The 12,856-nt window shown below is 62.7% G+C and carries 10 protein-coding genes and 1 riboswitch; of the genes, 6 read left to right on the top strand and 4 right to left on the bottom strand.

All coding sequences use genetic code 11. The annotated features are described in order from the left end of the window. Nucleotides 1-133: 133 nt before the first annotated feature. Nucleotides 134-886 (bottom strand): alpha/beta hydrolase, encoded by a 753-nt coding sequence (locus HMPREF2749_RS08385; RefSeq protein ID WP_049341668.1) that lies wholly within the window; start codon nucleotides 884-886, stop codon nucleotides 134-136. A gap of 94 nt (nucleotides 887-980) precedes the next feature. Here HMPREF2749_RS08385 and HMPREF2749_RS08380 point away from each other — a divergent pair, with 94 nt between their 5' ends. Beyond that, nucleotides 981-1,796, top strand: a complete 816-nt coding sequence (locus HMPREF2749_RS08380) for a MerR family transcriptional regulator (protein WP_012903962.1) — start codon at nucleotides 981-983, stop codon at nucleotides 1,794-1,796. 138 nt (nucleotides 1,797-1,934) lie between these two features. On the opposite strand, the gene HMPREF2749_RS08375 is transcribed toward HMPREF2749_RS08380, so the two are convergent. The 3 genes from HMPREF2749_RS08375 to HMPREF2749_RS08365 all read right to left on the bottom strand — a co-directional run bounded on the left by HMPREF2749_RS08375 (nucleotide 1,935) and on the right by HMPREF2749_RS08365 (nucleotide 5,521). Beyond that, nucleotides 1,935-2,285 (bottom strand): MerR family transcriptional regulator, encoded by a 351-nt coding sequence (locus HMPREF2749_RS08375; RefSeq protein ID WP_012903963.1) that lies wholly within the window; start codon nucleotides 2,283-2,285, stop codon nucleotides 1,935-1,937. A gap of 355 nt (nucleotides 2,286-2,640) precedes the next feature. Beyond that, nucleotides 2,641-3,984: a homoserine O-acetyltransferase MetX gene (locus HMPREF2749_RS08370; RefSeq protein WP_012903964.1), complete on the bottom strand. Its 1,344-nt coding sequence runs from the start codon at nucleotides 3,982-3,984 to the stop codon at nucleotides 2,641-2,643. Nucleotides 3,985-4,174: 190 nt separating this feature from the next. After that, nucleotides 4,175-5,521, bottom strand: a complete 1,347-nt coding sequence (locus HMPREF2749_RS08365) for a bifunctional o-acetylhomoserine/o-acetylserine sulfhydrylase (RefSeq protein WP_049341666.1) — start codon at nucleotides 5,519-5,521, stop codon at nucleotides 4,175-4,177. 103 nt (nucleotides 5,522-5,624) lie between these two features. Beyond that, nucleotides 5,625-5,737, bottom strand: a riboswitch (SAM riboswitch). 334 nt (nucleotides 5,738-6,071) lie between these two features. Here HMPREF2749_RS08365 and HMPREF2749_RS08360 point away from each other — a divergent pair. From HMPREF2749_RS08360 to HMPREF2749_RS08340, 5 genes are all read left to right on the top strand, one after another. Then, on the top strand, nucleotides 6,072-7,058 hold the full coding sequence (locus HMPREF2749_RS08360) for an ABC transporter ATP-binding protein (RefSeq protein ID WP_049358360.1): 987 nt from the start codon (nucleotides 6,072-6,074) through the stop codon (nucleotides 7,056-7,058). Further along, nucleotides 7,055-7,915 (top strand): ABC transporter permease, encoded by an 861-nt coding sequence (locus HMPREF2749_RS08355; protein ID WP_070594061.1) that lies wholly within the window; start codon nucleotides 7,055-7,057, stop codon nucleotides 7,913-7,915. The genes HMPREF2749_RS08360 and HMPREF2749_RS08355 overlap by 4 nt, the downstream gene beginning before the upstream one ends. Nucleotide 7,916: 1 nt before the next feature. Next, nucleotides 7,917-8,744, top strand: a complete 828-nt coding sequence (locus HMPREF2749_RS08350) for an ABC transporter (protein ID WP_070594059.1) — start codon at nucleotides 7,917-7,919, stop codon at nucleotides 8,742-8,744. Between the two features lie 74 nt (nucleotides 8,745-8,818). Continuing rightward, on the top strand, nucleotides 8,819-10,039 hold the full coding sequence (gene rsgA / locus HMPREF2749_RS08345) for a ribosome small subunit-dependent GTPase A (protein ID WP_070594057.1): 1,221 nt from the start codon (nucleotides 8,819-8,821) through the stop codon (nucleotides 10,037-10,039). 228 nt (nucleotides 10,040-10,267) lie between these two features. Further along, nucleotides 10,268-12,445, top strand: coding sequence for a S9 family peptidase (locus HMPREF2749_RS08340; protein WP_070507783.1), 2,178 nt, complete (start codon nucleotides 10,268-10,270; stop codon nucleotides 12,443-12,445). The last annotated feature ends 411 nt before the right edge of the window (nucleotides 12,446-12,856 follow it).

Genomic DNA, 12,856 nt, shown 5'->3' with positions numbered 1-12,856 from the left:
CGAGGGCGGGTTCCCTGTAGGAACGAGGACGATAACCGCCTTTCCAAGTGGAACTGCACAGAACCGAGCGGAAGCAGAACTACACGTAAGGCCCCCGAGTCATGATGACTCGGGGGCCTTCCCTATAGCCGTTTTAGGCGTCAGAGCCTTCCACGGTGCCGGTCGCCTCCGCAACTTTCTGCGCACGAATACGCGGCTCCTTACCCTGCACCTTCACCTCCAGGAACTCGCCCACATGGCGAATCTCCATGGCGCTCACGCCGTGACCCGCACCGGCGTACAGAACCTTAATGCCGTCAGTGTATTTGCGGATCCAGTCGTAGGTGTAGTTCACCATCTCCTGCGGGATGACGGGGTCTTCCTGGTCGCGGCCGAAGAACACCGGCAGCTCGGTCTTCTTCAGCTCCTCATCCTTGAAATAGGGCGAGTCGGAGTCCACGGCGTAGCCGGACAGGCCCACCACGGCGGCGAACTCGCCGGGAGCGTGACGCACCATCGAGGTTGCGATACCCATGCCCTGCGAGAAGCCCAGCAGGGTCACCGAGGCGTACGGGGTGCGGTTCGCGCGTACCCACTCCAGCACGTAGTCGCTGGCCTGCTCGATGGCGCGCTGATCGGATTCGAGCTGCTGGTTTAGCGGGTACCACTGGTAGCCGATAGCGTCCGCAGCAATGTAGGCGCCGGTCGAGTCCGCAGAGAACTGGGTACCGACCGGCTGCGGTGCACGCATGGAGGCGTAGGTGAAGCCCTCCTGCGGAAGGTGCGCCGCCAGAGACAGCAGATCGTGTTCCTGGGAGCCGTAGCCGTGCAGCATGAGCACCAGGTGGGTGCCTGCGCGTTCGTTCTCGGGGCGGGTGTATTCGACGACGTATTTGTTTTCGCTCATGCACCCATCTTAGCGAGGACTCCTCCACAAACCTGCACCGCAGGTTCCGCCGCTAGCTTGACCCTCACCTAACGTGAGGTTTTAGAGTGAAACCATGGACGCGAACATAACACCACCTGACGGGCAACACGAATACACCGTAGGAGAAGCGGCATCACTACACGGGCTAACAGTGCGCACACTTCACCACTGGGAGCAACGAGGCCTACTCAACCCGGCACACGATGAGTTCAACGGGTACCGATACTACACAGATACAGATCTTGAACGAATCACCGTCATCATGGGATACCGCGCCACCGGCATGAGCCTTGATGCCATTCACAAAATACTGCAGGACGAAGCGAACAGCACCGAGCATCTACTCGCTCAGCGGGATATGCTTCAACGCAAAATCGTCGCGTACGGGCGCATGCTTGAAACCATCGAACATCTTTTGGAGGACGCTATGGCACCTAAGAATGAGCAGCTCAGCGCTGCTGAGAAAGCAGAAATTATGGGCGAGGGATTCAGCCTCACCCACCAACAGGAGGCGCAGGACCGTTACGGAAAAACTGACGACTGGGCCGAGTACCAGCGCCGTACTGCGTCAATGGACCGTGCCGACTGGCAGAACGGCAAACAGCAGGTTGAGGAAGTAGAACACGCCCTCGTCGAGGCGTTCAACCGCGGCGTGCAGCCGGGCAGCGAGGAGGCAAACGCGCTCGCCGAGCGGCACCGCGCCTCCCTGTTCTTCTTTGAGGTCACCCCCGCCAAGCACGCGATTCTGGCGCGCGGCTATGTTGAGGATGCCCGCTTTAAGGCGCACTACGAGAAGCTTGCGCCTGGGCTTGCGGAGTGGCTGAGGGAGGTCATCTTTGAGAACGCTCGTGCGCACGGTGTCAACCCCGAGGAAGCTACCTGGGGTTAAATCTTTGGGCTGAAAATACCCAGTAACTAGGGGTGAGTAGCTGAGTGTGAAAGCTGAGCACAAAAATACGCCCGGTATTCCCCACGTCGGGAATACCGGGCGTCGGCGTGCATACCTGCATGAAAATTAGACGGTTATCTAGCGGGTGCCATCGAGGTGACTGCGGTGCTCCTGAATACGGCGATCCAGGTGCTCAAGGTTCTGCTGCAACCCCGCAATCTCGTTTTCAATCTTTCGGCGGGCTCGCTCCATCACATCAACGGAGAGTGCATGATCATCCGGATTGTCCAAGATTGTACGAATGTCGGCAAGACTCATGCCGGCCTGACGGCAGGTAGCAATAAACCGTGCTGCGGAGATAGACTCCTCATCAAAAATACGGGTTCCGTGAGCATCACGGGGCACCGCAATGAGCCCCTCTTTTTCGTAATAGCGCAGGGCGTGGGTGCTCACCCCCAACTGCTCCGCTACCTCTTGAATACTTACCACAGCGTTAATGCTATGGGGTTAGAGCGGGTCTAAAGCAAACTGAGAACCCTTACCTTCCAGTGCAACAGGAGGCTGCTTCCGCGGTATCTCGCGGAGCTTTCAAAAAGTGCCAGAAAAACCGGAAAATATTCCCTGACTTGGCACAACACACTTCAAAAAGATAGAAAAAATGCCGGACGCTCGCATCATACGAACGCCCGGCATTCTATTACATAACCCTAAGGGTGAAGGTTAATTCACGGTGGGCGGAAGGACAGTTGAGAATACCCAGTCATTCCCTCACAATCCCACACCCACTGTTTGGATAAAACAACATTCAACAGGATGCGTGAAACGCCTTCGGGTGCCGGTTGAGTTAGCGAGTAACAGCGCCGTACAGACGAGTCATCGAGTCCAGCGCCTCACGCTCACGCTGCGCCTCGCTCGGGGTAGCAGATTCATCTTCAACACCCAGGGCGCGCGCCAGAATCTTCTCCACCTGCTTCGCCTCAATCAGGAAGCCGTCATGGCCGTGGTTCGACTCGATAATATCCACGGCGACCGGGGTGGGCAGCGCCTCCGCCAGACGGTGCGACTCGTGCGGGAAGAACAAGCGATCCGTGTTCACCGCCGCAATCGTCCACTCGCAATCGGTGTGCGCCAGCGCCTGCGCCAGGGTGCCGCGGCCACGCGCCACATCGTGCGAAATCAGTGCCTCGTTCACTGCCAGGTAGCTATTCGCGTCAAAGCGCTCAACCAGCTTGGCGCCGTGGTGGTCCAGGTAGCTTTCGATGGCGTAGCGGCCACGCGGCTCACCCAGCGAGCCGCCCACGGTGCTTTCGCCACGGTTCTCTTCGCGGCCGAAGCGGTGCTCCAGCTCGGCGGGGCTGCGGTAGGTGGTGTGCGCAATACGGCGTGCCAGGGCAAGACCGGTCAGCGGCGCGGGACCGTCATAGTAGTCGCCACCGGCAAAGTTCGCGTCCGAACGAATCGCAATATTCTGGGTGTGTGCCCACGAAATCTGTTCCGCCGTAGCCGAAGGACCGGAGGCAATCACCGCGCATCCGCGCACCAGCTCGGGATTGGTTGCCGCCCACTCCAGGGCGCGAGCGCCACCGAGAGAACCACCAATCACGTAGCGGAAGCTGGTCACGCCCAGGGCACGTGCCAGGTGCGCCTCAGCACGCACAGAATCACGGATGGTCACCTGCGGGAAGCGGGAACCCCAGTGCTCACCGGCACCCGGGTAGCCTTCCGGAATAATGCTTGCCGGTCCGGTGGAGCCGTAGCAACCGCCCAGAATATTGGGGGCAATCACAAAGTAGCGGTTGGTGTCTACGACCGAGCCGGGGCCCACGATACCTTCCCACCAGCCGTCCGATTCGATGGCGCGAATCAGCGGGGCGGGCATGTCGGGGGTGGGTACGCCGCGGGAGACATGCGTGTCACCGGTGAGCGCGTGCAGAATCAGGATGGCGTTATCGCCAGCCTCGTTGAGGGTGCCCCAGGTTTCGTAGCCGATGGTGACCTGCGGCAGGGTCACGCCGGACTCGAGCTCCAGGTCGCCGATGTTCAGCTGACGCAGGTAGCCTTGCGCTTCGGGGTGTTCGCGCTGAGTGCCCGCCACGGGGATGGGCGCGGTAACAGGCTGGTTGATAGTGCCGGATTGCTTGGAACTGGACAGCGTGGTACCGGACTGGCTAGTGCTCTGGGTGGTCATGGGGGTCCCTTCACTGGGTTTGGCCGGCAAGGTAGTGCCGGGTGTGAGCGGGGTACTCGTCTACGGGTAGAAGAAGCAACGGGTGGGGCGGCATCAGCGCCGCGCAGTGACAAAACGCTCCCTAACGGGGAATCCGCAGGTGGACCGAAAAGCCGTAGCTTGCCGGTCCACCTGCGGGTTACATCACCGTTTAGGAGAGGGTGTCAAAGCCCAGCTGCAGGTCGGCGAGAATATCATCAATGTTCTCAATGCCAACTGCCAGGCGCACAAAGTTCGGGTACACGCCGATCTTCTCCAGCTCCTCAGCGGCAAGCTGGGAGTGGGTGGTGGAGGCGGGGTGAATTACGAGCGAGCGCACGTCACCGATGTTCGCCACGTTGGAGTGCAGCTTCAGGGCGTCCACGAAGTCGCGGGTCTGCTCCAGGGTTGCGTCCTTGAGGGTGAAGCCGAGAACCGCGCCGGGGCCCTTGGGCAGGTACTTTTGTGCACGCTCGTACCAGGGGGAGGATTCCACGCCAGCCCAGATGACCTTCTCGACCTGCGGGTTTGCTTCGAGCCAGCGGGCGACCTTGGTGGCGTTCTCGATGTGGCGTTCGATGCGCAGGGAGAGGGTCTCCAGACCGATACCGATGTTGAAGGCGTTGGTCGGGGAGATGGCTGCACCGGTGTCGCGCAGCAGGGAGACGCGCGCCTTCAGGATGTAGGAGAGGTTCGCACCGAATGCGGAGTCCTTGCCCAGGTCGCGTGCGTAGACAAGGCCGTGGTAGCCGGGGGCGGGCTGGTTGAACTTGGGGAACTTCTCGGGGTCTGCACCGTAGTCGAAGTTACCGGAGTCAACGATCACGCCGCCGATGGAGGTGCCGTGGCCACCCAGGTACTTGGTTGCAGAGTGGACGACCACGTCCGCGCCGTGCTCGATGGGGCGCAGCAGGTAGGGGGTGGGTACGGTGTTGTCCAGGATCAGGGGCACGCCGTTTTCGTGCGCAATCTTGGCGATGGGCTCAATGTCGAGCACGTCGTTGCGGGGGTTAGGCACGGACTCGCCGTAGAACAGCTTGGTGTTGGGGCGAACCGCGGCGCGCCATGCGTCCAGGTCGTCCGGGTCCTCAACGAAGGTGGTTTCGATGCCGAGGTCGGCGAGGGTGTACTTGAGCAGGTTGTAGGTGCCGCCGTATATGGAGGGCGAGGCGACCACGTGGTCACCGGCGCCGGCAATGTTCAGGATTGCGTAGGTGATAGCTGCCTGACCGGAGGCCAGCAGCAGCGCGCCAACGCCACCTTCCAGGGAAGCGATGCGGTTTTCGATTACTTCCTGGGTGGGGTTGTTCATGCGGGTGTAAATGGGTCCCAGCTCGGCGAGAGCGAAACGGTTTGCGGCCTGCTCTGCACTGTCAAAGACATAAGAGGTGGTCTGGTAGATGGGTAGTGCCCGAGCTCCCGTTGCGGCATCCGGCGCCTGACCTGCGTGAATCTGGCGGGTTTCGAACTTCCAACCGGCGGGGTTGGCGGGAGTCGGGACGGTAGTGTTGTTGCTCATGCGTGGCTCCTAATGGGGATTCTTAGGGGGCCGCATGCCGACGGTACAGGAATCGTCGTCGAATAATCCTGTCACGATTGATGTACCGTTATCGGTCACATCGGTCCCGCGCTTGCGTCACGCTTTTGCGTGCCGCCTGGTCTTCACCCAGGGCACCCCACCGCGGAGGAGGGTTGCCGGCCAGCTAGCTGGGGCTTATCGCTGGCGCTCTTGACCTGTATTCAGGGTGTCATAGGGCGTTGGGTGGGGTCAAGGGTTTTGTGGGTGAACGGCACTTTAAGACATTTCATTGCAAAGATGACGTTTTTTAACGCCCGTAACAAAAAACCGCCTGCAACAAAACGTTAGTGACGATGCATGGGCAATCCGAGGGCGAGGCAATCGAGATGCGGAGGTACCCCCCCCACCCATATAGTAACCCCCATCACTTTTACCTGGGGTTTCGGTACACTGGGACTACGCATACACTCGTGCGGGGCTTCGCACACGTCCCCCTCGCGTACCCTTCCGGCGCAGAAGCCGGAAAACCGACTTCAAAGGTTTGTCCATCATGTCTCTCGTTCTCGATGCGGCACAGCTTAGCCGCGTCTTTGGCACAGGCGAACGCGCCTTCACCGCCGTCGACCGCGTGTCCCTTCGCATCAGCTCCGGCGAGATCCACGCCCTCCTCGGCCCCAACGGCGCGGGCAAAACAACCACCGTGCAGATGTGCTCAACCCTGCTCACCCCCACCAGCGGCACCCTCACCGTGAACGGCATCGACGCCATCGCCCACCCGCAGCGGGTGCGCCGTCACGTGGGTCTCGCGTTGGGCGGGGAGAACGGCTTCTACCCGCGCGCCAGTGCCCGCGATAACCTGCTGTTCTTCGCCGATGTTGCGGGGGTTTCCGGGCGGAGCCGGCGGCGCGAGGTGGACCACGCCCTAGCTCGAGTGGAACTCACCGATGCGGCGGCGCGACCCGTCCAGGAGTTTTCTCGCGGCATGAAGCAGCGCCTACACATCGCCAGGGCGCTGCTCGGCTCCCCCGCCCTGCTCCTGCTGGATGAGCCGACCAACGGGCTCGATCCCGATATCGCCCTGACCGTGCGCGCGCTGATTCGTTCCCTCGCGGAGGACGGCGCCGCCGTTCTGCTGACGAGTCACCTACTGGGCGAAATCGAGGACCTGGCGCATACCATCACCGTTTTGGGCGCCGGTTCCGTTGCGGTGAGCGGCAGTCTCGAGGACGTTGCCGCACACGCCGGTATTGCCGCCACGACTGTGGTTCAGGTGGATCCCACCGCCACCGAGGGTCTTGATACACTACGCGGATTCCTCCACGATAAGGCGGCGGTACTTTTTGCCCCGCGTGGTTCCGGCTGGGAACTGACCCTCTACTGGCACGGCGAGCGCGCCACGTTCGAGGCGGGCGAGGCTCACCGCATCCTGGCGGAGGGGCTCGCCGCCTCGCGCATCGGGGCGAGGACCGAGCCCTACACGCGCCCGGCAACCTTGGAAGAGGCATACCTGGCAATGGCGGAGGGGCTCAAGCGATGAACGCTCAGACGCAACGCTCGGAAGAGTTCCAGCGGCAGGGTCGACGGTACGACCTGTGGCAGGAGTGCGCCCGCCAACTGCGACTCATGGGCTTTAGCCTGCGCCAGTTCCTGACGGTCCCCTACTTCATTCAGCTGCTCATCAGTACGGTACTCGGCTCGGTCATCCTTCAGGCGCTCGCCGTGCATGCGGCGGCGCAGAGCTCCGCGGGTCACTCCGTTGACCCGACCCTCGCGTGGACCCGCGCGGGCATTGTGGGCATGTGGTCGGTCTGCATCGTGTCTGCGGGCATCATCAATTTTGAGCGTTTCCGCGGGACCCTCGTGTACCTGTGTTCGGGGTCGATTTCTCCGGTGCGGGTGCTGGCGGCTATCGTTTCGAGCGCCTCCATTGTGGGTTTGGCGGCTCTACCTCTGTCGTGGGCGTTTTGGGCTCTTGTGACGCTTAACCCGCAGGTCACCGACTTTTCTGCGCTCTGGCCGCGCTACGTTCTGGGCGTTCCCCTGCTGTGGCTTGCCTGCCTGTCGGTCACGTTCATGATTGCGGTGTTCTTCGTGGCGACGCCGAACGCTATCGCCTACGAGGAGCTGCTCCTCGTGCCGGTTTTTATTCTTTCCGGGGTTCTCTTCACGACCATTGAAGCGCCCGCCTGGCTGGATGCCGCGGGCGCACTCATTCCCCTGCAGGCGCCGGTGCACCTGCTTCTTGGGCGCACCCCCATGAACACCCCGGCGGATGCGCTCCTGCCCGTTGCGCAGACGCTCGCCGTGAGCCTCGCTTGGGCGTTGTGCGCCTTCCTCTTTGCACGGAAGGCTCTCGCCTCCGCCCGTCGTCGCGGCACCCTGGGGGCGATGTAGCGTGCGTGTTCTCTCTCCTGATTCCCTGCCCGGCGTGGTGCGTCGGGCACTGTCTACCGCCTCTATTGGCTGGTCGTCGTCGATTACCTTCGCGACCCTCGGAACGGCCATCACTACCCTGGTGCTCGTGCCGGGCCTCAACGTGCTTTTTACGGTGCTTTTGGGCGCCGACCTCGCCGCGAACGATACGGTACGCATCGGCTGCGCGACCGCCCTGATTGCCACCCTCAGCTCGGTGGCCGCCGGCATCGTCGCGCGCGTTGCCACCGACCGGTGGATCGGCGTCTTCGAGTACGTGTGCACGACACGAGCGGTGGATGCGGGCTACTGGCTGGGCGCGGCGGCGGTACCCGCGTTGCTAGCCTCCGTGACGGGGCTGAGCAATGTGGGTATCGTGTGGTTGCTCTCCCTCACGGCACCCTCTACCGGGGCGGCTTCGGGGCTTCTGATTGGAGCCATTGCGCTGATGCCGGTTGCGGTTCTGGGCGGGGTCTGCCTGGGCATTTTTGCCGCCGGGCTCGGTCTGTACCTGTCGGATCCGTACACGGGGTCGAATGTTCTATCTATTGTTCTGCCGGTCAGCGCGGGCGTGATTGTGCCGGTGAGCACCTACCCGGCGTGGCTTGCGTGGCTGTGTTCGTGGGTTCCCGGGTCCCGGCTGATGCAGGCTTTAGATACCTCTGGCGGTATTGCGAGCACCGCACCGGATCTCTTCGCGCTCCTGGCGACGGACGCGGCGCTGGCGGTACTCTACGCCGCAGTGGGGCTGGGGCTGACTTTCCTTGCCGCCCGCCGCATCCGTGCCGGCGCCCGCGCCTCGCTGTTGTAAACGGTGAAACCTGAAAAAGAACGAACCTTGTAATCACCCGCTATCCGGGCGCCGCAACCAAGAAAGAACATCCTGTGCCCACCCCTCCCACCGCGTACACGCTAGAGACCCTCGGTTTCGACCCCTCCTGGCAGGGTTCAGCAATCCGCGCCGCGTTCACCATCGGGGGTACCCTTGATGATTTCACCCTCGCCCGCGTCAGCGCCGTGCACCGCACCCGCTGCGAGCTACTGACTTGCGAGCGGGGCGAACTCGTGAAGCTTTCCGCTCCCCTGCGTCCGGTTGAGAACGACTACGGCGAAGAAGAGTACCCCGTCGTGGGCGACTGGGTACTCACCCAGCCCATCCCTGGAACCGGTAGCAATAGCCAGCCCTCGGAGCACAAACCCCTCGCGATTCTGCCCCGCCGAAGCTACCTCACCCGCCCCAGCGCCACCCGCGAATCTGCGGATCAGCCCGTCGCCGCCAACGTGGATATGCTCTGCATTGTTGAGCCGTGCTTTCCCGAGCCGTCCATCGGGCGAATCGAACGCTACACCGCCCTGGCGCACGCCTCCGGGGTGCAGGTCGCGCTGATTCTCACCAAGGGCGATCTGGTGACGGCTGAACAGCTCGCCGGCTACGAGGAATCCCTCGCGGGCGGCGTGGATGCGGTACTCACCGTCTGCACGGATAACGGCTACGACCCCGCCCCAGTTGCGGAGCTTGTCGCCGGGCGTACCGCCGCGTTCCTGGGCCGCAGCGGCGCCGGCAAATCTACCCTCGTCAACGCCCTGCTGAACCCCGGAGCCGACCCCCGCGAAGACGCCGCAGAGAACCAGGTACAAGCAACCTCCGCGGTTCGCGGTGCCGACGGCAAGGGACGCCACACCACCACCAGCCGCCAGATGATTGTTCTGCCCGGTGTGACAGGCTCAAGCGAAGGAGGCTCGACCAACGCAAAATCATCATCTGGCACGGTACTGATTGACACTCCGGGCGTGCGAGCCCTCGCCGCCACGAGCGATAGCGCCGCGATTGACGAAACCTTCGACGACGTCTCCAGCTACGCCGCCGCCTGCCGGTACAGCGACTGCTCCCACGGCTCCGAACCCGGATGCGCGGTGCAGCAGGCGCTCGCCGACGGTTCCCTCGACCCCGAGCGCTTCGATCGCTACCGCAGGATGATGGCGGAATCCGCGCGCCTGCGCCTGCGTTCTCAGGAGCGCGAGTACCGGCAGAGTAACCGCGCCTTCACGAAGGCGAACAAGGCGGGCCGCCGCACGCTCATGTCCATTAAGGGACGCGCCAACTAGCCGATAAACGCGCACGCCCCGGCGAGGCTACCGCGGGGCTTCCACAGGCTGAGCCGGGCAGCCCCGCACATGCCGCAATATAGTAGCCTGCCTCACTCTTCGATACACTAGAACTAGGCGTGCCCACACTCCCCCGCGCATCCTCCCCGCCACCCGGCGGCGCAGGAACGCGGGCGCAGACGGCACACACCATTCACAAACCCATAACTCAATGAAAGAGGTGGCAGCATGGCTGAACAGAACCTCACCCCGCCCGTACCGAAGAAGGTCGAGCACCGCCGCGAACACCACGGCGACGTCTTCATCGACCCCTACGAATGGCTCCGCGACAAGGAAAGCGAAGAGGTCCTCAACTACCTCAAGGCAGAAGCCGAATACACCGAAGCTGTCACCGCAGACCAGCAGCCCCTCCGCGAATCCATCTTCAACGAAATCAAGGACCGCACCCTGCTGTCAGATCTGACCGTCCCGAACCGTATCGGTGACTGGTGGTACTACAGCCGCATGGTGCCCGGCGGCCAGTACCCCGTCTTCTACCGCTACCCCGCCCTGCACGAAGGCGACGAGGTGGTGCGCTACACCCCGCCGACCGTCACCCCCGGCGAAGTACTCGAGGGTGAAGTCGTCATCCTCGACTGCAACGAATACGCCAAGGACATGGAGTTCTTCTCCCTCGGCAGCTTCCAGCCTGCACGTAACGGCAAGCTGCTGAGCATCTCCGTGGATGAGAAGGGCGACGAACGCTACGAGCAGCGCTTCCTCAACATGGAAACCGGCGCCTTCCTCGAAGACACCATCCCCAACATTGCGGCGGGATCCTTCTTCATCAACCACGCCGAACAGCTCATCTACCTCGTGCCCGACGAGTCGTGGCGCCCCTGGCGCGTCTACGTGCACGACGTCGGACAGGGCACCGAAGACCACCTGATCTACGAGGAACCGGACAACACCATGTGGCTCGGCGCCGCCATGAGCTCCGACCGTTCCTCCGTGGTCATTACCAGCTCGAATTCCGAGTACACGGAGGTGCGCCTCATCCCCACCCGCGAGCCCAAGGGTGAGCCGACCCTGCTCATCCCCAAGAGCGCGGGCATCGAATACTACGCCGAGCCGCTCAACATTGCCGGCGAGCAGCACCTGCTGATTCAGCACGACTACAATGCGTTGAACTCCGAGCTGGTCCTCGCAGACATGCCGCGCGAAGGTGAAAGCCTCGAAGAGTACGCGCAGCGTTGGGTGCCGGTCATCCGCCACAGCGAACACGTGCGCCTGGAGGGCTTCACCTTCACCGCAACGCACCTGGTCGTCACCGCCCGCGCGGACACCACCACCCGCATCTTCCTCGCACCGCGTGAGCAGCTGCCCATCCAGTGGCGCCGCCGCCGCCCCGCCGGTGTGACCTTCATGGAACCTGCCGGCTTCGACGAGGAACTGTACACCGCCTCCGTGCTGCGTGCGGAGAACTACTCCCCCGTGCTGCGTATCGCCTACACCTCGTACCTGACGCCGCGCCGCGTCTACGACTACTTCCCCATGTCGCAGACCCTGCTGCTGCGCCGTGAAACCCCGGTACTCGGCGGCTACAACCGTGAGGACTACCGCGCATACCGCGACTGGGCACCGGCGGCGGACGGCACGCTCATCCCGATCTCGGTGATTCACCGCGCCGACCTGGACATGAGCAAGCCGCACCCGGTCATCCAGTACGGTTACGGCTCGTACGAGTCATCCATGGACCCGATGTTCTCCATCCCGATGCTGTCGATCCTGGACCGCGGCGTCATCTACGTCATTGCGCATATTCGCGGCGGCGGCGAGATGGGCCGCTCCTGGTACCAGAACGGCAAGAAGCTCGCGAAGAAGAACACCTTCACCGACTTCGTGGACGTCACCAGCTACATTGCGGCTAAGCCGTGGGCTGATGAGGCGCGTATCGGCTGCTACGGCGGTAGCGCCGGCGGCCTGCTCATGGGCGCCGTCGTGAACCTCGCCCCCGAAAAGTACGCCGCCTGCCTGGCTGCCGTACCGTTCGTGGATGCGCTGACCACCATCCTCGACCCGGAGCTGCCGCTGTCGGCGATGGAGTGGGAAGAGTGGGGCAACCCGATTGAGGACCCGGAAGTGTACGCCTACATGAAGTCGTACACCCCGTACGAGAACATCCGCCCGGTCCGCTACCCGGCGATTGCTGCGGTGACGAGCCTGCACGACACCCGCGTGCTCTACGTGGAGCCCGCGAAGTGGATTGCGGCGCTACGTGAGCAGATTGACCCGTCATCGCCGGTGCCACTGCTGAAGATTGACATGTCGGGCGGTCACGGTGGTGGTTCCGGCAGGTATACGCGTTGGCGTGAGATTGCGTGGGATTACGCGTTCCTCATGAGCAACCTCGGCGTTACTGAGTAGGCTAAGGCACGCCAACCGCGTATACCCTTCCGCATGCAGATTTGGTGCCTCGCGCGCTCGGAATCTGCATGCTCCAGCCCGTTGGCGTGAGATCGCGTGGGATTACGCGTTCCTGATGAGCAACCTGGGCGTTACTGAGTAGCTGGTCTCTTAAATAGAACGCTCCGTCTGTATCTAAGTGATACGGACGGAGCGTTCTTCGTTTGTGTAGGTTGCTCTGCTCGAGGGACGGCGTTCGTCCTCGTCCATCCCCTCACTAAGCAGGGGCGGGGCACCGCATATTTCCTCCGCGCCTACGCAGGGGCACCCGTCACCCGGACGCTCCGCTTCCTCCTTGTTTCGCTGCGGAGAGCGTCCGGGATGACACCCTGAGGGCGCATCCGGAAAACGCGGCCGCGCCCGTACAGTACC

Origin of the sequence: Rothia sp. HMSC075F09, assembly GCF_001810515.1 — a bacterium.
GTDB lineage: Bacteria > Actinomycetota > Actinomycetes > Actinomycetales > Micrococcaceae > Rothia.
The sequence above is the reverse complement of the archived record's forward strand: the minus strand, read 5'-3'. Positions and strand labels throughout refer to the sequence as shown.

Excerpts from the sequence above, each read along its gene's own strand:
- HMPREF2749_RS08380 (WP_012903962.1), top strand. The coding sequence starts at position 981 with ATGGACGCGAACATAACACCACCTGACGGGCAACACGAATACACCGTA.
- HMPREF2749_RS08365 (WP_049341666.1), bottom strand. The coding sequence starts at position 5,521 with ATGAGCAACAACACTACCGTCCCGACTCCCGCCAACCCCGCCGGTTGG.
- HMPREF2749_RS08355 (WP_070594061.1), top strand. The coding sequence starts at position 7,055 with ATGAACGCTCAGACGCAACGCTCGGAAGAGTTCCAGCGGCAGGGTCGA.
- HMPREF2749_RS08385 (WP_049341668.1), bottom strand. The coding sequence starts at position 886 with ATGAGCGAAAACAAATACGTCGTCGAATACACCCGCCCCGAGAACGAA.
- HMPREF2749_RS08370 (WP_012903964.1), bottom strand. The coding sequence starts at position 3,984 with ATGACCACCCAGAGCACTAGCCAGTCCGGTACCACGCTGTCCAGTTCC.
- HMPREF2749_RS08340 (WP_070507783.1), top strand. The coding sequence starts at position 10,268 with ATGGCTGAACAGAACCTCACCCCGCCCGTACCGAAGAAGGTCGAGCAC.
- HMPREF2749_RS08360 (WP_049358360.1), top strand. The coding sequence starts at position 6,072 with ATGTCTCTCGTTCTCGATGCGGCACAGCTTAGCCGCGTCTTTGGCACA.